General features: G+C 40.3%; 13 protein-coding genes. All 13 read left to right on the forward strand.

Annotation, left to right across the window (positions count from 1 at the left end; all coding sequences use genetic code 11):
* Positions 1–31 precede the first annotated feature (31 nt).
* Complete coding sequence (locus BFL47_RS05385) at positions 32–2,071, forward strand: RagB/SusD family nutrient uptake outer membrane protein (protein ID WP_069658782.1); 2,040 nt, start codon at positions 32–34, stop codon at positions 2,069–2,071.
* Between the two features lie 493 nt (positions 2,072–2,564).
* Entirely contained in the window at positions 2,565–4,217 is a 1,653-nt protein-coding gene (locus BFL47_RS05390) for a pectate lyase family protein (protein ID WP_069658783.1), read from the forward strand.
* Between the two features lie 227 nt (positions 4,218–4,444).
* Positions 4,445–4,681: a hypothetical protein gene (locus tag BFL47_RS05395; RefSeq protein WP_069658784.1), complete on the forward strand. Its 237-nt coding sequence runs from the start codon at positions 4,445–4,447 to the stop codon at positions 4,679–4,681.
* Entirely contained in the window at positions 4,666–5,055 is a 390-nt protein-coding gene (locus BFL47_RS05400; protein WP_069658785.1) for a type II toxin-antitoxin system VapC family toxin, read from the forward strand. The genes BFL47_RS05395 and BFL47_RS05400 overlap by 16 nt, the downstream gene beginning before the upstream one ends.
* Positions 5,056–5,160: 105 nt before the next feature.
* On the forward strand, positions 5,161–5,391 hold the full coding sequence (locus BFL47_RS05405) for a hypothetical protein (RefSeq protein ID WP_069658786.1): 231 nt from the start codon (positions 5,161–5,163) through the stop codon (positions 5,389–5,391).
* 280 nt (positions 5,392–5,671) lie between these two features.
* Complete coding sequence (locus BFL47_RS05410; protein ID WP_069658787.1) at positions 5,672–8,812, forward strand: DUF6298 domain-containing protein; 3,141 nt, start codon at positions 5,672–5,674, stop codon at positions 8,810–8,812.
* Positions 8,813–8,836: 24 nt separating this feature from the next.
* Positions 8,837–10,234 (forward strand): glycoside hydrolase family 140 protein, encoded by a 1,398-nt coding sequence (locus tag BFL47_RS05415; protein ID WP_069658788.1) that lies wholly within the window; start codon positions 8,837–8,839, stop codon positions 10,232–10,234.
* Between the two features lie 9 nt (positions 10,235–10,243).
* On the forward strand, positions 10,244–11,149 hold the full coding sequence (locus tag BFL47_RS05420) for a glycoside hydrolase family 43 protein (protein ID WP_069658789.1): 906 nt from the start codon (positions 10,244–10,246) through the stop codon (positions 11,147–11,149).
* Positions 11,150–11,200: 51 nt separating this feature from the next.
* Positions 11,201–13,060: a sialidase/neuraminidase family protein gene (locus BFL47_RS05425; protein WP_069658790.1), complete on the forward strand. Its 1,860-nt coding sequence runs from the start codon at positions 11,201–11,203 to the stop codon at positions 13,058–13,060.
* A complete protein-coding gene (locus BFL47_RS05430; protein WP_069658791.1) occupies positions 13,057–14,484 on the forward strand; it encodes a sialate O-acetylesterase in 1,428 nt (475 codons plus the stop codon). Before BFL47_RS05425 ends, BFL47_RS05430 begins: the two co-directional genes overlap by 4 nt.
* 1 nt (position 14,485) lies before the next feature.
* Positions 14,486–17,272 carry a glycoside hydrolase family 2 protein gene (locus tag BFL47_RS05435; protein ID WP_069658792.1) on the forward strand — a complete coding sequence of 929 codons (2,787 nt, stop codon included), beginning with the start codon at positions 14,486–14,488 and terminating at the stop codon, positions 17,270–17,272.
* A gap of 8 nt (positions 17,273–17,280) precedes the next feature.
* Entirely contained in the window at positions 17,281–20,055 is a 2,775-nt protein-coding gene (locus tag BFL47_RS05440) for an alpha-L-rhamnosidase (RefSeq protein WP_069658846.1), read from the forward strand.
* A 2-nt stretch (positions 20,056–20,057) separates the two neighbouring features.
* The gene (locus tag BFL47_RS05445) at positions 20,058–21,194 is read left to right on the forward strand and encodes a sialidase family protein (RefSeq protein WP_069658793.1); all 1,137 of its coding nucleotides are present in this window, start codon (positions 20,058–20,060) and stop codon (positions 21,192–21,194) included.
* Positions 21,195–21,203 lie beyond the last annotated feature (9 nt).

Consider the following 21,203-nt stretch of genomic DNA (forward strand, 5'->3'; position numbering starts at 1 on the left):
GGTTATATATTTTATAAAAGATAAATCAGATATGAAAAATAATAAAATAATTTTGGCACTAGCAGCATTGTTTATTGTGCTTGCTGGTTGTAATGATGATTTCCTAGCCGAAAAACGAGATTTAGCCGGTGTCAATGAGGAGGTATTTACGGAGCCTATTCTCGCAACTGCTTATGTAGATTATATTTATGGTATGTTTCTTCCTGCGAATAATGCACAAGCACCTACCTGGAACCTAGCGACTAATAGCGACGATTTTACTAAGACTACTGAAGAGCTTGGAGGTCAAACGAATTGGAATAAAGAATGGGCAAATGTTTCTTATTTGAATAGTCACGCACTTTCCTACTTTGGAGGAAAATTAACCGGTAGTGTATCGAATACACCTTATACAAGGATTAAGGAAATTAATCTTTTCCTTACTAATGTCGATAAGTATGGAATGGCTGACAATATCAAAAAACCACTTAAAGGTCAGTTATATTTCTGGAGAGCTTGGCAGTATTTTGACTTGGTCAGATTGTATGGAGGAGTTCCATTAGTATTAATGCCTCAAGACCCCATTATTTCCGATGATGGAGAAACTGAAGTACAAAGAAGTAGCACTTCTTTATCTATTGAGCAAATTTGTGCCGATTTGGATACTGCTATCAGTCTTTTACCTGGAAAGTATGCAAGTACTACCGATTGGGGTAGGATTACAAGTGGTGCAGCTGCTGCTTTAAAAGGCCGTGTGTTATTAACATGGGCAAGTCCGCTATTTAATCGTTCTGATGATGTTACACGTTGGAAAAGAGCATATGATGCTAACTTGGCCGCAAAGACTTTATTGGAAGCAAATGGTTTTGGTCTATTTACAACCGGAGGAACTGCAAAGGGTGTAGCTTGGGGAAACATGTGGTTTACTGAAGGAGGTAATCCAGAAGCGGTTTTAAGCTATGGTTTCAATAACTCAACTACTGGTAACGTGCAAAAAAATAGCGGATGGGAGCAAGCAGTGAGATCAAAGACATTAGCAGGTGGAGGTTCAATATCTCCCACTAAACAAATGGTTGATGCATTCCCAATGAAAGACGGTAAAATGGCCGGAGCTTCAAAATATCAATACGATCCACAGGTTTTCTTCAAAGACAGAGATCCCCGTTTCTATAAAACGTTTGTTTATAACGGCGCTTTATGGCCTTATGCTGGATTAGCAACATATAGACAATGGACTTATAAATGGTATACGCCTGCAGATTTGGCAACCAAAGTAGATTTGAAAGTACCTACAGCCAGTACAGAAATAGCAGGGGCTAATTCAACAGGTATTTACTTATGTAAAGCTACAAGTCCTAGCGCCAATAACACCCTTGATGGATTTAAGTACAGTGGTACAGATTTTATGGAACTGCGTTTTGCTGAAGTCGTGTTAAACTTGGCTGAAAGTGCGATTGGTATCAATAATCTTACTGAAGGATTAGCAGGTATTGCATCAATCAGACAACGTGCGGGCATTGAAAACCTGGATGGTAGCTATGGATTAAGTGCTGCTGTATCTCGTGATCAGTTATTTGTTGCGGTATTAAATGAAAGAAAAATTGAGTTTGCTTATGAAGGAAAACGTTTCTTTGATTTACGTCGCTGGATGTTATTTGATGCGACAAGTCCTGTTGCTATTCGTTTAGGATTACAAAATGAAACCCTGAATGGAACTCGTAGAACTGGGTATTTTATAACAGTTAAAAAGGCTGACGGAACTAATTATTCTGCGGCTGCAGGAGCGGCTAAAGATCCTATGCTTAAAACTGCAACAGCAGCTGCGCCTGTTATCGATCGTGAACCTGCAGTTCTTCCAACTGGTTTCACTAATTTTGATGGATACTTGGAGTATTTATATAAAAATCACTTTACCATTACGGTAAAGGATGACATAGATCCTACCAGTCCCGCTAACTGGAAGTTCAAATGGTATGATCAATATTATTTCTTTGGATTTAATCAAAGTATATTGAGTGGATCTCCGTATCTGGAACAAACACAAGGATGGGATAGCTTAACCGGAAAGAATTCTTTCGACCCATTATTATAATAAATTTATTTTGAATATCAAAAAGAGGCATCTGTAACTGGATTGCCTCTTTTTTTATGTACAAAAATATCCTGGTGCAAAACAGTTTAAATGATAAGACTTACCAACTCAAACAATGAAAAAATATAATCTCTTAACTGTTTGGATATTAAAGAGCCTAATTTGATAGCAGTATCTATCTGGGTTGAGTCCGACTTAAAGTAGGTTGTACCGGACTTATATTGGTAGCATATCGCTAACATACTAGAATCAATTATTATCAGGTATCAGGAATTTGGCAGTGAATACAAAGGTAATTTATAAGTCTTAAACAGATTAACACTTATAAGTCATCTCAATACATTGATAATATCCTACAGTATATGGCGAAAATGGTATAGTATTTCCTGTGTTTTATCTCTGATATTTGAATGGCATACTTCTAACCAAAGTATTCTTATTTCAACCTTAATTATTTAGTACAAAACACAATAGATAAGCGAGTTAAATTATAATGAAAAGAAGATTTTTAATTATGACATTGATGTTGGGCATCATGCATGCAGCATCAGCACAGTATCCTGATATTCCTCAGGATGTTCAAAAAGCTACAAGTGACATGATGGAAGCGGCACGCAAGCAATCTGATATTGCCTGGCTGAAAGCAGTTCCAATCATTGAAAAAGAAGCAAAAGAAGGCAAACCTTATGTTCCATTTGCTGGCCGTCCTACCGATCTTCCTCAATCTGAAATTATTGCTTTTCCAGGTGCTGAAGGTGGTGGTGCGTACTCTTTTGGTGGTCGCGGTGGTAAAGTTATCGTGGTAACCAGTCTGGCCGACAATGGTCCGGGTTCTTTGCGCGAAGCCTGTGAAATGGGTGGCGCACGTACCGTTGTATTTAACGTTTCTGGTATTATCCGCATCAAAACACCTTTAGTGATCCGTGCGCCTTACATTACCATTGCAGGTCAGTCTGCTCCTGGTGATGGCGTTTGTGTTGCCGGAGAATCCGTATGGATCAATACCCATGACGTGATCGTTCGCTTTATGCGTTTCCGTCGTGGCGAAACTTATGTTGGCCGCAGGGATGATGCTATCGGAGGAAATCCAATTGGAAACATCATGATTGACCACGTTTCTGCAAGTTGGGGACTGGATGAGAATATGTCCATGTACCGCCATATGTATAATGACAGTACAGGTAAGGCAGAGATTAAACTGGGAACGGTTAATATTACGATTCAAAACTCAATCTTCTCTGAAGCCCTTGATACCTGGAACCATGCGTTCGGAAGTACACTGGGTGGAGAAAATTGTGCCTTCACACGTAATTTGTGGGCTGATAATGCTGGACGTAATCCTTCTATCGGATGGAACGGTATTTTCAACTTTACCAATAACGTGGTCTTTAACTGGGTAAACCGCTCTACGGATGGTGGCGATTATACTGCGTTGTATAATATTATTAATAATTACTACAAACCTGGACCCCTAACAAATCTGAATGAGCCGATCAGTTACCGGATTTTAAAACCAGAGGCTGGAAGAAGCAAGCTACCTTATGTGGTTTTTGGACGGGCACATGTTGAAGGTAACATCGTAGAGGGCAATAAGAAAGTAACCGCTGATAACTGGGATGGTGGTATTCAAATAGAAAACAAAAAGGGTGACCTGATGACTTACGAGCAATCACAACCGTATTTTGCTGCTATGCGCGTAAACAAACCTTTTCCAATGCCTGCCGTTACAATTATCCCTGCACAGGATGCTTATTCTTATGTGCTGGCTAATGCAGGTGCCACTTTACCGAAAAGAGACCCTGTTGACGTACGTATTGTAAAACAGGTTACCACAGGTAAGATTGATTATCTGCCGAATGTTAAATTACCTGATACAAACTTTAAGCATCGCAGACTGCCAATAGATTCATATAAAGGTGGAATCATAACTGACATCAGTCAGGTTGGTGGATACCCGGTTTACAAGGGATCTCCCTATGTTGATGCGGATCATGATGGTCTTCCTGATGCTTGGGAAAAGAAGAATGGTTTAGATCCTAAAGATCCTTCTGATTCTGGTAAATATGGGAAAGACGGATATACTAATATCGAAGGGTATTTAAACAGCCTGGTAAATGTACAGAATGTATGTCCTGGAAAAGGATAAATAAGTAATAATTTAGTAAATATTATTGAGATAAATTTAATCTATTAAATAAAGCCGGTCAATGTGATCGGCTTTATTGTTTTATAGCTTTTGGTGGGTTGAAGTTCTTGAATATGACTATTGAAAAAGGCCATTTCAGTTACCTTACTATTAGTTTGATATTACGTAACTTTGGTATACAAAAGGTATACAAAAAGTAAACTATAAGGTTAACTAAAGGCAAACATATGAAAGTAACTGTAGAAATCAGATATGAGCAATTGCTTGCAGCTATCAAGAAGTTGCCTGCTGCAAAGATTAAACAATTAAGATTAGTATTGGATGATGCCCTTATTTATGAAAAAGCATCAGAAGATCTTTCAGACTTTCAAAGCTTTTTATTGAAAGGGCCAGTTATGAAAGAAGAACAATATAAACAGTACCAGGCTGATAGGAAATATTTTAATCAATGGAGAACGAAATAGTCTGTTTGGATACCTCCATACTAATTGATTTTTACAGAAAGAAGGTGAAAGAAAAAAGTGTTTTCTTTCAGTTAACTAAAAAATATAAGATTTTTGCTATTTCAGTAGTAACTGAGTATGAAATATTGGTAGGAGCAGATCAACTACAAACTGAATTCTGGCAGGAATTTCTTGAACGGGTGACTGTCCTTCCATTTGATAAAATAGCAAGCCACGCAGCTATTGCTATCGCGAAAAATCTTAAAGAAAGAAATAAGCTGATACAGATTCCTGATATTTTTATTGGTGCAACTGCTCTTTCCAGAAATATGAAAATTGCTACTCTAAATAAAAAACACTTTGAACTGATTCTTGATCTAGTATTAGTTAACTAATGCCTTGTGCTTTCATTATATTCTTGAAGCTAATTATGCGTTGAGTCGTTAATTCGTTTCTTAAATCTGATTATTCCTATTAAAATCTAAGTTTGATCTGCAGACATGAAAATAATTGCAATTAACGTATCTCCTCATTTAGCTGACGCTTTTGACAAAGCTGATGGTGAAAGTAAAAGGAAAGTTGAGTTCTTTATTAATGCTTGGCTAACCACATTTTTCAGTAAACAAACCTCTAATGATAGATTGTTCGATGTAATGAAAAGGGCAACTGAAGAAGCTAGCGCTAACGGTTTTAGCGAAATGGAATTCCAGACAATAATTAAAGAGGATTAACTAAAAACTACCATTATTTATAATACTTATAGCAACTAAGAGAAAGCTATGTATTAAAAGAGTTACATCCCTTTTTTGTTTCTCACAAGGTTTATCTCATCAAGATAAGATACTACATAACCTTGAAAAAATGCTATATAAAACAAATGAATAGTCCTTTTACATTTGTAGCTAGAAGTATCATTTCTAACCAAAGGTATTGCTAAATTAATCTTCCTGAAATATGCTTTCGGGATAGATCTTTTTTATAAATTTCACACACTAGATAAATCAGCTCTAAATGAATGATTTAGACCATTATTACAAACGCGTGCTGACAGGCTTCATGGTCTGTTTTGTAGCACTTCCTTTTTCATATGCGCAAAAGGGAAAACCTAAACCTGTGCTTCCGATTTCCTTTATAGATGGCAAACTTTACTATTCTCCTGATACATTAGGTAACCGGATTCCTGATTTTTCTTATGCTGGTTATATGGCTGGGGAAACAGCAATCCCTGATGTATCGATCAAGGTGGTGGTACCTGTTAAAAAGGGCGATGCCACCCTGAGGATTCAGGCAGCTCTTGATTATGTAGCATCTTTGCCTGCCGATAAACAGGGTGCAAAGGGTGTGGTATTGCTGCAAAAGGGAACTTATACGGTTAATGGTTTTTTAAAGATGAAAACTTCCGGAGTTGTCTTACGCGGAAGTGGAATGAATGAAGCGGGTACCATTTTGTTGGGAGCTGGTAAAACCAGGGAAACGTTGATTAAAATTGAGGGGATCAATAACAGAACGGAAGCTGATGCTGTAAAATTGGCGGATGTATATCATCCTGTAAATACGAAGGAATTGATCTTATCTGGTAAAGCCAACTTCAAGGTGGGTCAGAAGATAATTATTCATCGGCCTTCTACAGCAAACTGGATCAATGTTCTAGGTACGCATCATTTTGGTGGTGGTCTTACTACGCTGGGATGGAAACCGGGTGACCGCGATCTGGAATGGGATAGAACGATTACTGCTGTGAATGGAAATAAAATCAGTATCGATGTACCACTAACGACTGCATTGGATCCCTTATTTGGTGGGGGTACGGTTTCTGCTTATACCTGGACAGGAAGGATCATTCAGCTGGGAATAGAAAATATACTTCTTCGTTCGGAATACGACAGTACGAATAAAAAAGATGAAGATCATCGCTGGATGGCTATTTCCCTCGATCATGTAACTGATAGTTGGGTTAGGCAGGTGCGCTTTGAGCATTTTGCCGGTTCTGCAGTATTGGTGCTTGCGGGCGGAAAACGAATTACAGTAGAAGATTGTAAATCGTTGAATCCTATTTCTGAAATTGGGGGACAGCGTCGTTATACTTTTTATACCATGGGACAGCAGACCTTATTTCAACGGTGTTATGCTGAAGATGGATATCATGATTTTGCGGTTGGGTATTGTGCCACTGGTCCTAATGTATTTGTGCAGTGCGAATCACATCTGCCATACAGCTTCAGTGGAGCGATAGATAGCTGGGCATCGGGAATCTTGTTTGATATTGTGAATGTGGATGGGCAGGCTTTGTCCTATGCTAATCGGGGACAGGATGCACAGGGTGCGGGATGGTCTGCTGCCAATAGTGTATTTTGGCAGTGTTCGGCTGCGATGATGGATTGTTCTGCTCCGCCAACTGCGAATAACTGGGCTTTGGGCTCATGGGCGCAGTTTAAAGGGGATGGTTACTGGGATCAATCCAATGAACAAATTAATCCCCGAAGCTTGTATTATCAGCAATTAACAGAGCGGATAGGGGAAAGCGTAAAGTTGCGAACTTTCTTATTGCTGGACCCTGGTTCTGCATCAAGTAGTCCTAGTATTGAAGTAGCAGCTGAACTAACTGCAGCATCAGTTTCTGCTGCTCCTCAACTGGTTGATTTGATTGATCGGGCAGCTGAGCGAAATGCTCTTGCTGTATCCGCTAAAGGTGTTAAAACTATTGATGAGATTGGGGTTAAACCTGCAGCACCTGTAAGTCTGGCTCCATCCATGCATGTTGAAAATGGCTGGCTGGTGAGGGGTAACGAAGTTTTAACGGGAGCAAGGCATGATGTCCCTTGGTGGAGAGGTACTTTGCAGCCTAAAGATTTGAAGGCTTCTGAGCCTGCAGTCACTCGTTATGTACCTGGAAGGACTGGCTTGGGACTGACTGATGATTTGAATGATGTGACCGATTGGATGAAGAAGGGTCATATTGTTTCCCTTGAACATAACTATGGTTTATGGTATGAACGCCGTCGTGATGATCATGAACGGATACGACGGATGGATGCAGACGTGTGGCCTCCTTTTTATGAGCAGCCATTTGCACGGAGTGGAGAAGGCAAGGCTTGGGATAACCTGAGTAAATATGATCTGACTAAATATAACGGATTTTATTGGAGTCGCCTGAAGCATTTTGCTGACTTAGCTGATCAAAAGGGATTGGTGTTGGTTCACAAGAATTATTTCCAGCACAATATCATTGAGGCCGGTGCTCATTATGCTGACTTTCCATGGAGAACGGCTAATAATATTAATAATCCGGGGTTCCCTGAACCACCTAATTATGCGGGTGACAAGCGGATCTTTATGGCTGAGCAGTTTTATGACATCACTAATCCGACCAGAAGAGCCTTGCATCGTGCTTACATCCGCCAGTGTCTCTCTAATTTCAAAGGCAACAATGGGGTGATTCAATTGATAGGAGAAGAATTTACAGGTCCTCTGCATTTTGTTCAGTTCTGGATAGATGTGATCAAGGAGTGGGAACAGGAAAATAATAAGAAAGTAATTATTGGTTTAAGTACCACTAAAGACGTTCAGGATGCAATTTTGACGGATAAGTCAAGGGCATCAGTTATTGATTTGATTGATATCCGTTATTGGTATTACCAGGCGGATGGGTCAGCTTATGCTCCTGCAGGTGGCCAGAACCTAGCACCAAGACAACAGGCTCGTCTGTTTAAACCTAAAAAAACATCGTTTGAGCAGGTGTATAGGGCCGTTTCAGCGTATAAAGTAGCTTATCCGGATAAGGCAGTAATGTATTCGGGGGATAATTACGATAGCTTTGGCTGGGCTTCCTTTATGGCGGGAGGTTCTATTGCCCAATTACCGGTTGGTTTGGATCCTCATTTTCTTCAGGATGCTTCAGCAATGAAACCAGTTAAAGGGTTATCTAACGGGAATTATATGTTGTCAGGAAATCAAAAGTTTATTATCTACAGCACAGCTGATCAAGCTATTTCCCTTGATTTGAGTGCTTATAAAGGCCGGTTTAAAACGGTGTGGATTAATCCTAAAGATGGAACGATCCTGAAAAAAGGATTAACTGTAACTGCTGGAAAATCAGTAGAAATTAATAAAGTAATGGCAGGAGATGCCATTTTATTGGTAAGCCCATTTTAGTACAAACATTATAAATTGCAATCAATGCGTCATATAATTTATTTATCTTTTTTAGTATTATCGGTTGTTGCTTCCTGCAACATAGAAAAAAAGGAAATGCGGGAAACGGGACCTTTAAAGGTTTCTGAAAATGGCAGGTATCTGTTGAAGGAAAATGGTGATCCTTTTTTCTGGCTAGGGGATACCGGTTGGCTTTTGTTTGGTAAGCTTAATCGCGAAGAGGCTGATAAATACCTGGAAGACCGGAGTAAAAAGGGGTTTAATGTGATCCAGGTAATGGTTTTACATGGTGTAGGGGTGATGAATTTCTATGGTGACTCTGCATTGATCAATCATGATGTTTCAAAACCTAATGTCACTAAAGGAAATGCGATTGCTGATTCTACTCAATATGATTATTGGGATCATGTAGATTATATCGTTGATAAGGCTGCTGAAAAGGGCTTGTATATGGCACTTGTTCCTATTTGGGGATCTGATGTAAAAGGGGGTAATGTTTCAGTTGAACAAGCAGCCACCTATACTAAATTCTTAACGGAACGCTATAAAAATCGTCCCAACGTCATCTGGATGAACGGTGGGGATATTAAAGGAAGTGATTCATTGGCGGTATGGCAGACCATAGGAAATGGATTGAGAAAGGGTGATCCAAATCATCTGATTACTTTTCATCCAAGGGGACGTACTTCTTCTACGGAATGGTTTCACAACGAGAAATGGCTGGATTTTAATATGTTTCAATCCGGTCACCGTCGTTATGATCAGGATACAACAGCAAAGGAGAAAAATCATTATGGAGAAGATAACTGGAAACATGTTCAGTATGATTATGCGTTAAAACCTGCAAAACCAACTATTGATGGTGAGCCGTCTTATGAAGGGATTCCTCAGGGATTGCATGATACTACAGAGGTGCGGTGGACAGATAGTGATGTGCGCAGGTATGGTTACTGGTCGGTTTTTGCAGGTGCTTTCGGGTATACCTACGGACAGAATTCAGTGATGCAGATGCATACTGCAAAAGATGTTGGCAGTGCGTATGGCTCTCACCAGCTATGGGATGATGCTATTAATGAACCGGGTGCCGGACAGATGGTACATCTGAAAACGTTGATGCTTTCAAAACCTTTCTTGGAACGGGTGCCTGATCAATCTATTCTTGCTGAAAATGGAGATAAGTATAACTACCAGGTAGCTACCAGAGGTGCGGAATATGCATTTATATATACCTATAATGGCCGGAATATAAAGGTTCATATGGGCAAAATTGCCGGCGATAAGGTGAAAGCCAGCTGGTTTAATCCAAGAGATGGAAAAACTACAGCAATTGCTGAGTTTCCGAATACAGGTACCCATGAGTTTGATCCACCGGCAGACATTAAAAATGGTAATGACTGGGTATTGGTTTTAGAGAAAGCATAATCAATAGCTATGAAGCGTTACCTGTTTATCCTGTTCTCTTTATTGCTTTTTGGTTCCTGCTCTGAAAGCGCGTACGTGTTTACCTCATTTCATGAGCCTGCAAATGAAGGTCTCCGGATGTTGTACAGCATGGACGGCTATAAATGGAATGACTTTAACCGGGTTTTTATGAAACCAGAGATAGGGGAACAGAAGATTATGCGCGATCCGTCTATGGCTCAAGGTCCGGATGGAACTTTTCATCTGGTTTGGACAACGGGATGGAGGGGGACAAAGGGATTTGGTTATTCCAGTTCAAAGGATCTGATTCACTGGTCAGCACAACAATCTATTGAGGTGATGCAAAATGAACCTACAACGGTGAATGTATGGGCACCGGAAGTATTTTATGACGATGAAACGAGTCAGTTCATCATCATCTGGGCTTCTACTATTCCTTTTCGTTATCCAAAAGGAGAGGAGGAAGAGAACAATAATCACCGGATGTATTATGTGACTACGAAAGACTTTAAGGTGTTTTCGGATAAAAAGTTATTTATGGATCCGGGCTTTAGTGTGATCGATGCGGTTATTGTGAAGATTAATAAAGGGAAATATGCCCTGGTTTTAAAAGATAATACGCGTAAGAACCGTAATATGAAAATCGCTTTTTCTGATCATGCTATTGGGCCTTATACTAATGTAAGTGCTGCATTTACAGATAACCTCACGGAAGGTCCCAGTGTGGTCAAGGTTAAGCACAAATGGCTGGTCTACTATGATGCCTATGGGGAGAAGAAATATCTGGCTAAGGCAACAACTGATTTTAAATCTTTTCAGGATGTGCGTGTTGAAGTTCAATTACCTGAAGGACATAAACATGGAACCATAGTAAAGGTTCCTAAAAAGCTGATTCGGAATATTTTAAATAAATAATGCTATTAAGATTACCAGGGCAAAGTTTTTTGTCCTTTATTGAATTTTGTTATGAATAGGGTGCCAAGAAATTATAAAACTGCTTTAGCTGCATTCGTTGTGGTTTTAACTGCCGGAGTATCTTCAGCAATTGCGCAGGATACAGTACGGTATACAGGAACGACGCTTTCAAATGTGGATTATCATCATGGTCAGTTGAGTCCGGCGATGGGAGTTCATAATATTCAGATATTACGGGCTAACCGGGAGCAGCCTGATGAGTCAAACGGGAATGGCTGGACGTATAATCATGCTCCAATGATTGCTTACTGGAACAATACTTTTTATCTGCATTATCTGAGTAATCCAGTTGGGGAACATGTTCCACCGGGTCAGACTTTATTGAAGACCTCTAAAGATGGGTATAGCTGGACCAAACCAGTCATTTTGTTTCCGCCGTATAAAGTTCCTGATGGTTTTAAGAAAGAAGGAAGAGAAGGAGTTTCGAAAAATCTAATGGCAGTGATGCACCAGCGGATGGGGTTTTTTGTTTCAAAGAAACAACGCTTGCTTACTTTGGCCTATTATGGGGTTGCAATGGATGCTAAAGATGATCCTAATGATGGAAAAGGTATTGGCAGGGCAGTAAGGGAGATTCATAAGGATGGAAGTTTTGGTCCGATTTACTTTATCCGCAATAATTCGAGCTGGGATCAGAAGAAATCTACTTACCCTTTCTACACAAAAAGTAAGGATAAGGGCTTTGTTGCGGCTTGTAATGAGTTGTTAGCTAATCCATTAATGATGCAGCAGTGGGTGGAAGAGGCAGATAGGAATGATGCACTTATTCCGATCAAGAAGGCCTATAAGGCTTTTAGTTATTACCATTTGCCGGATGGACGTGTAGTTGGTTTATGGAAACATGCATTAACAACCACTATAACAGAAGGTAAGCCATGGCCTCAAAGTGCATCGAGAGCACCCGGCTTTGTGAATAGTAATGCAAAGATCTGGGGACAGCGTACCTCTGATGGAAAATATGCCACTGTATATAATCCTTCGGAATACCGTTGGCCACTTGCACTTTCAGTGAGTACAAATGGATTGGAGTATACTAATCTTTTGCTTGTAAATGGGGAGGTTTCGCCCATGCGTTACGGAGGGAATTATAAATCTTATGGTCCTCAATATATAAGAGGAATACTGGAAGGTAACGGAGTTCCTCCTGATCATAATATGTGGTTGGCCTACAGTATGAATAAAGAAGATATCTGGGTTTGTAAAATTCCTGTTCCTATCGTGGACAAAGCGCCTCAACAGGCAAATGATATCTTTAACAACCTTCCTGATCAAAAGGAGCTGGTTTTATGGAACACATTCAGTCCTTTGTGGGCTCCAGTACAGGTGCAAAAAGAGGCAGATGGAGTTAAATACCTTTTGTTGAAAGATAAGGACCCTTACGATTATGCCAAGGCAGAAAGAATGATTCCTGCGACTAAAAAGTTGTTGGCAGAGTTTGATATTACAGCTGGACAGAATAGTTATGGACGTTTGGATGTTGAGTTTCAGGACAAAAAGGGTACTCCATTTGCAAGACTTACCTTTGATTCGACAGGACAAGCAATTTTCAAAGCAGGTGCGCGGGATAAGGGTATCATGAAGTATGAGGCTGGTAAAAAGTATACATTTCAGGTTACGTTGAACACAGAGAACAGGGCATGTACCATAAACGTGAATGGCAAGGATGTCGTAAATGGGATTGCATTTTCGCCAGTTGCAGTGATTGAAAGGGTTGTTTTTCGTACAGGTGGAGTGCGTCGTTTTCCTGATATTGATACTCCTGCAGACCAGACTTACGATTTACCGCAGGCTGGAATACCTGTTACAGAAGCGAAATATCAGATTAGCTTCTTAAAAACTAAAGCCTTATGAGATTAAAATATATAGCTCTTGCTGTGTTGATGACTGGCTTCAGCCAATTGAAAGCTGAAGTGGTATTACCAAGTGTGTTGGGCCACAGTATGATTCTTCAGCGGGAACAACCTGTTCCGGTATGGGGAACGGCGGCAGCGGGAGAGATGATTCGTATTCAGTTTGCCCAACAGGTTAAAGAAACACAGACTGATGGCAATGGGAAATGGAAAGTACTTCTTGATCCGATGGAAGCATCAGCTCAGCCTCAGGATTTAACTATTGCGGGTACGAATACGATTGTATTGAAAAATATTCTGATAGGGGAAGTTTGGCTATGTTCAGGACAATCCAATATGGAATATGCCATGAGGAAGAACAGTAAATTAACGAAGCCTTATAGTGGTGTGAATCCGGTTGATGAATTGGAGTATGCAGATAATGATCAGATCAGGATTTTCCTGGTAAATAGAAAAGAGTTAATTAAACCTCAAGCTGATCATGGGGGCTGGAATGTGGCCAGTGGTTCAGCTTTACGATCTTTTTCAGCAGCAGGGTATTTCTTTGCAAAGGAGTTAAATAAACGATTGCAGGTTCCGGTAGGTATGATTTCATCTGCTATACCTGGGAGCAGGATAGAGCCATGGATGCCTTTGGCTGTTGCGCCTACATTGGATGGCGAACCAGGAAAGTTTTATACGCCTATGATAGAGCCCTTACTGCCTTTTGCGGTGAAAGGTTTTTTATGGTATCAGGGTGAAACGAGCGTTTTTTTAAATGATTCCAGTCAGTATACCGCGAAAATGAAGTTATTGATTGATAGTTGGAGGAAGGCATGGAATTCTCCTGATTTGCCCTTTTACTATGTACAACTTGCTCCTTTTTATTATTCAAAAAGTGGTGGGGAGATTAAGCTGAACAGAGAGTCGTTGCCTAAAATGTGGGAAGCGCAGGAACAGGCGCTATCTATTCCGCATACAGGGATGATGGTGAGTACGGATTTGGTTTCCGATCTGAATGGTATACATCCAGGATTTAAATGGGAAATCGGCAGACGTCTTGCTTTGCTTGCGTTGCGAGATACTTATCATGTAAAGGTAGTGGCAAATGGCCCGGTTTATCAAGGCATGAAGCAGGTTGCTAATAAAATGCAGCTTTCATTTAAGTCTGTAGGAGCGGGACTTTACAGTAAAGACGGTCAAAAGTTAAGATGTTTTACTATTGCAGGTGCTGATGGCAAGTTTGTTCCGGCAGATGCTGTGATTAAAAACAATAAAGTTTTGGTATCGGCTTCTTCGGTTAAGAAACCTGTTGCGGTACGGTTTGCCTGGACTGAGGATTCGCAGTCCAATTTCTTTAACCGGGATGGCTTACCAGCTGCACCATTCCGGACGGACAGACCGGCTTTTTTAAAGTCCAATCAAGATTTATACACGATAAAATAGAATGAAATTGATTCGTACGCACATTATATTAGTTTGCCTTTTTCTATACGCAGGCATTACCCTTCAGGCACAGGAGACGCAGCAGCTTTTTCTTTCCGGTACGGGGAGTGATCATACTGTAAATTGGCAATTCTATGTTACCGGAGGAATGCAAGCAGGCAAGTGGGCCAGCATTGCTGTTCCATCCAACTGGGAACTGCAGGGATTTGGTAAATACGACTACGGATTTTCAAAAGATAGCTTGCGGGGAAAGGAACAAGGTCTGTATAAATATACGTTTCGGGTTGCTGATCAGTGGAAAGGTAAGAAGGTGAATATTGTGTTTGAAGGATCCATGACGGATACGGAAGTAAAGGTAAATGGTAAATTGGCCGGACCAATTCATCAGGGATCGTTTTATTCATTTAAGTATGATGTTTCCAAACTGGTTAAATATGGTGCTGATAATGTGCTGGAAGTTAAGGTTTCGAAGCATTCTGCAAATAAGTCAGTTAACTCAGCAGAGCGTGAAGCTGATTTCTGGCTCTTTGGTGGAATCTTTCGTCCGGTATTTTTAGAAGCGTTACCACAGAATCGTATAGAGAGGGTGTCTATTGACGCTCAGGCAGATGGAACTTTTAAAGCGCTTGTTCGCACTATGGGGAATGCGGATCATTTAGAGGTTTCTCTGTTTACTGCTGATGGTCGTTCTTTTGGTGAGGCAGTTAAAGATCGCTTGAATAAGAAAAATGGTTCTGTGCTATTAAATGGAGCTTTTAAATCTCCGGATTTATGGTCTTCAGAATTCCCTAACCTATATAAAGCGGTGTTTACGCTGTATCAAAAGGGTAAAATTGTACATACGGTGTCTCAGAAGTTTGGTTTTCGTACCGTTGTTGTCAAACTAAGGGATGGGATGTACGTGAACGGGGCTAAGATTAAGTTTAAAGGGGTGAACCGGCATTCTTTCTCGCCTGAGTCAGGACGTACAACCAATAAAGATTTAAGTATTAGTGATGTGCTTCTCATGAAGGAGATGAATATGAATGCGGTCAGGATGTCTCATTATCCTCCGGATGGTCATTTCCTGGATGTATGCGATTCGTTAGGACTGTATGTGATGGATGAACTGGCTGGCTGGCACGGTACTTATGATACACCTACAGGTTCAAAATTGCTAGAGGAAATGATTGTTCATGATGAGAATCATCCTTCCATCGTGTTTTGGGCGAATGGTAATGAAGGGGGACATAATTTGGATCTCGATACATTATTCAGACAGTTTGATTTTCAAAAAAGACCTATTATTCATCCTTGGCAGCTGTTTGATGGTTTTGAAACGCAGCATTACAGGGAATATGATTACGGAATCGGTAATTATATGCATGGGCATGAGATTGTGATGCCTACAGAATTTCTACATGGAATGTATGATGGGGGACATGGCGCAGGTCTGGAGGACTATTGGAGAGAAATGTGGCGGAATCCTTTATCTGCAGGTGGATTTTTATGGGACTTTGCTGATCAGGGTGTTGTACGGACGGATAAAAATGATAGTATTGATACGGACGGTAATCATGCTTCGGATGGTATTGTTGGTCCGCATCATGAAAAAGAAGGTAGCTTCTTTGCGATAAAAGAAATTTGGAGTCCTGTATATATCGAACACAGGGAAATAGCAGCTGGCTTTGATGGCACGTTTCAAGTGGAAAACCGCTATTCATTTGCCAATTTAAATCAGGTTGGGTTTACATGGAAACTGACTAAACTAAAGGGTCTCCAGGTTTTGGAAGACAAATCAGTTACTGGTATCTCTGTATCTCCAGATTTGAAACCGCTGGAAAAGGGAAGTATTCAGGTTCCTCTGCCTGCAGACTGGAAAGAGTATGACGTTTTATATGTTACAGCAACCGGATTAGATAAAAAAGAAATTTTTACATGGAGCTTTCCAATTACTCGTCCTGCTCAAACTGCCCTGAAGATGGTTGATAAAAACGGAAATGGTGTGGTTAAGATTACCCAAACTGATTCTTTATATCAGGCAACGGTTAATGGCCTGCAACTTTCTTTCAGTAAACGAACAGGAATATTACAGCAGGTTAGAAATGAAAAGGGTGAAATTCCGTTTAATAATGGACCGGTTTTACAGGAAGGCTTAAATAATTTCAAGACATTCAGTCATCGAATGGAAGGAAAGAACCTGATCATTGAATCAAAGTTTGATCGAAAAAATAGTTATAATACATTGCAATGGACCATATATCCTTCAGGATGGTTGAAATTGAAGGTGAATTATTTCCCCGGTCAGTATTTTACTTCCATAGTGGGAATCAACTTTTCTTATCCTGAAGCTCAAGCTAAGGGAGTAGAATACATGGGTTCTGGCCCTTATAGGGTTTGGAAAAATCGTATGAAAGGAACTCAGTTTGGCGTATGGGATAAAGATTACAACAATTCGGCTACAGGTGAATACCCATTTCAATATCCAGAGTTCAAGGGTTATTATGCCAATATGTATTGGTTGAAGTTCATAGGGAAAGAGCAGTCCTTTACTGTGGTGACAGAAAATGAGGATCTGTATCTGCGTTTATTCACACCAAAGGTGTCAGATGATCCCTATCATAACCTGGAACCGGTGTTCCCGACAGGCGATATCTCTTTTATGCAAGGCATATCAGGAGTTGGAACTAAAACTCAGAAGCCGGGAACAACAGGTCCGATGGGCATGAAGAACATATTCTATGATTATGAGAAAGAGCCGACACGAGCAAAAGAGATTGTTTTATACTTTAATTTTTCAGGTAAATAAAGATGTACATGTTTAAAATAAAAAGAGTTGTTTTAGTGATCGGGTTGGTTGTGAGTGTTTTACTTTCAGGCTTGACATTAAAAGCAGAAACAAAAACACAGTTGCAACATCTCCGCTGTGAGCTGTTGACTGATCCCTTGGGGATTGATGTGGTACAACCTCGTTTAAGCTGGGAGGTTTCAGGAGCAGAACGTGGCTTGAAACAAGTGGCTTATCAGGTAATGGTGGCTTCATCGCTGGAAAAGCTAAACGCTGGAGTGACTGATCTATGGGATTCAGGTAAAATTGGTTCTGATCAGTCTGTGCATGTTGTGTATGCTGGTAAAACATTGCGCAGTAAGGATAAAGCTTTTTGGAAAGTTCGGGTATGGACGAACAAAGGGAATAATACATTAAGTGAGACTTCTAAATGGAGTATGGGTTTATTGAATCCGGTGGATTGGAAAGGTCGTTGGATTGGTCTTGACCGTGCATTTCCATGGGATGTAGAAACAACCTGGTCGCGCCTTTCTGCACGTTACTTCCGCAAGGAGTTTAAGGCAGCGAAAGAAGTGAAGTCTGCATCCGTGTATATTATGGGTATGGGGATGTATGAGTTATACATCAATGGATCGCGCATAGGAAATCAGGTGTTAGCACCAGTTCCTACAGATTATACTAAAGGAGTTAAATATAATGTATTTGACGTGACAGATTGTGTGAAAAGCGGTCTGAATACCGTGGCTACTGTACTTGGAAACGGTCGTTTCTATACCATGCGTCAGCATTACAAACCGTATAAGATCAAGACGTTTGGTTATCCGAAGATGCTTCTTAATCTGGAAATTACGTATACAGATGGCAGTACGGAGACGATTACTACAGATGATACCTGGAAAGTAACTGCAGATGGCCCTATCCGCTCTAATAATGAGTATGATGGGGAAGAATATAACGCCACTAAAGAAATGCCGGGATGGAACAACACGGGTTTCAAGGATACGAACTGGCTGAAAGTAGAATATGTTCAGGAACCGGGTGGAATGTATGAGGCACAGATGACTCCTAATATGAAGATCATGGCTACCGTTAAGCCGCTTACGATTAAGGAGCTTAAACCAGGAGTGTTCATCATGGACATGGGCCAGAATATGGCAGGCTGGATTAAAATGAAAGTTTCAGGAACAAAGGGACAGCGGGTATCGCTTCGTTTTGCTGAGTCACTTCAAAAAGATGGCCAGTTGTTTGTAGCGAATCTACGTGATGCCAGAGTGAACGATATATATACATTAAAAGGAAATGGGATAGAGACATGGCAACCTTCTTTTGTTTATCATGGATTTAGATATGTAGAAATCAAGGGATATCCTGGAACTCCTTCTTTAGGTAATTTTGAAGGAGAAGTGGTATCGGATGAAATGAGAACCGTTGGAGAGTTTGCTACTTCTAATAAAATTACGAATCAGATTTACAAAAATGCCTATTGGGGCATCTTGAGTAATTACAAGGGGATGCCGGTTGATTGTCCGCAACGTAATGAACGTCAGCCATGGTTGGGTGACCGTACTACTGGAGCATACGGGGAAAGTTTTATATTCGACAATGGGCGTTTGTATGCTAAATGGTTAAATGATATTCAGCAGGCTCAAAAAGCAGATGGCAGTATTCCAGATGTAGCACCTTCTTTCTGGAGGTATTATGGGGATAATGTAACCTGGCCGGGTACCTATATTACAATTGCAAATATGTTACTGAATCAATATGGAGATCAGCGTTCTGTGGAGCGGCATTATGATGCCATGAAAAAGTGGATTATGTACATGAGTGGAAGATATATGGTGGATAATCTGATTACAAAAGACAAATATGGTGATTGGTGTGTACCTCCTGAATCCTTGGAAATGATTCATTCCCGTGATCCTAAACGCCAGACCGATGGTGAGCTAATCGCTTCAGCTACCTTTTATGATCTGTTAGGAAAGATGAAAAACTTTGCCGTGTTATTACAGAAACCAGAAGATGTTTTGGTATACACGAGCTTATCGGATAAAATTAAAGCAGCCTTTAATACAAAATTTTTGAATAAATCAACTTACCAGTATAGCAATAATTCAGTTACGGCAAATCTATTGCCGATGTATTATGGTATGGTACCTGAAGAAAGCCGCATTGAGGTGTTTAAAAATATAGAAGATAAAATATTGATTGAGAATAAGGGTCATATCAGTACCGGTGTAATCGGGACACAATTGCTGATGCGCGGACTTACTCAATTTGGTCGTGCAGATATTGCCTATAAGATTGCAAGCAATATCACTTATCCAAGTTGGGGTTACATGGCGGAAAACGGTGCTACAACGATATGGGAATTATGGAATGGAAATACTGCAAATCCTCAAATGAACTCTCAGAATCATGTGATGCTTTTGGGTGACCTGATTGTGTGGTATTATGAAAATTTAGGTGGCATAAAATCGGCTGGACAAACTGCCTTCAAGCAGGTAGAAATGAAACCAACGTTTACTGACGGCTTAGATTCTGTACATGCTTCATATTACTCTTTATATGGAAAGATTGAGAGTAAATGGATTAAATCGGGCGATCGGTTTAACTGGGATATCACTATTCCAGGAAATAGCACTGCTTTAGTTTACATTCCTGCGGCATCTGCAAAAGACGTAAAGGAAGGAATGAAGGGAATCTCTGCAACTGGAGATATTAAATTTATCAGAATGGATCAGGATAGAGCTGTTTTTGAAATAGGCTCAGGTCAATATAACTTTACAAGTACGATTAAGAAATAAAGATGAATAAAATAGGGGGTTTAATGCTGTTGTTGCTGTCTGTAGTAGCATTTTCGGCGCATGCACAAATTGAGAAATGGAAAAGTGGTGTCCTGAAAGAAGAGTTTATATATGATAAAGCGCCGTTCCCATCCTGTCATTCCGCTACAATAGCAGAGACCCCAACAGGTCTTGTCTATGCTTTTTTTGGTGGTACAAAAGAACGTAATCCTGATGTGGAGATCTATGTTTCCAGACAAGTTAATGGGAAATGGACCACTCCAGCTTCTGCAGCCAATGGGATTCAGCTTGAAGGAAAAAGGTTACCTACATGGAATCCCGTATTATATCAGGTTGCAGGAGGTGATTTACTTTTGTTTTATAAAATCGGACCAAAACCATCAGAATGGTGGGGAATGTTAAGGACCTCCAAAGATGGTGGAGCCACTTGGTCTGATGCTCAGAAACTACCTGAAGGTTATTTAGGTCCTGTAAAGAACAAACCAGTTTTATTAAGCAATGGAAATTTGTTTTGCCCTACCAGTACAGAAGGTGATGGATGGAAAATACATTTTGAAGTGACTTCCGATTTGGGTAAGACATGGCGTAAAATTGGTCCTTTAGATCCAGGAAAAGATAGTATTGATGCCATTCAGCCTAGTATTCTTGATCACGGTAATGGTAAACTTCAAATTCTTGCCCGTAGCAGGAACAGAGCATTGGTTGAAGCATGGTCTACAGATAATGGAGAAACCTGGTCTGCACTTTCTAAAACAGATCTACCGAATAACAACTCAGGGACAGATGCAGTAACGATGAAAAACGGATTGCATGTATTGGTTTACAATCATGTATTGCCTCCGGGAAAACTGGTTAAGGGTGCAAGGACTCCACTGAATGTGGCAGTTTCTAAGGATGGTAAAAATTGGAAAGCGGCATTGATACTGGAAGATTCTCCAATCAGTCAGTATTCTTATCCAGCAGTGATTCAAACGGCAGATGGTCTATTGCATTTTGCCTATACCTGGAGGAGGACACAAATGAAACATGTCGTGGTAGATCCCTCTAAGTTGAAATTGAAGAAAATTAAAAATGGTAAATGGCCTGCTATGAAGGGTTATACCGCTCCTGTTGGAGCTGTAGCTAGTGAAGAACTTTAAATTAAATGC

The organism is Arcticibacter eurypsychrophilus (assembly GCF_001730525.1).
Taxonomy (GTDB): domain Bacteria; phylum Bacteroidota; class Bacteroidia; order Sphingobacteriales; family Sphingobacteriaceae; genus Arcticibacter; species Arcticibacter eurypsychrophilus.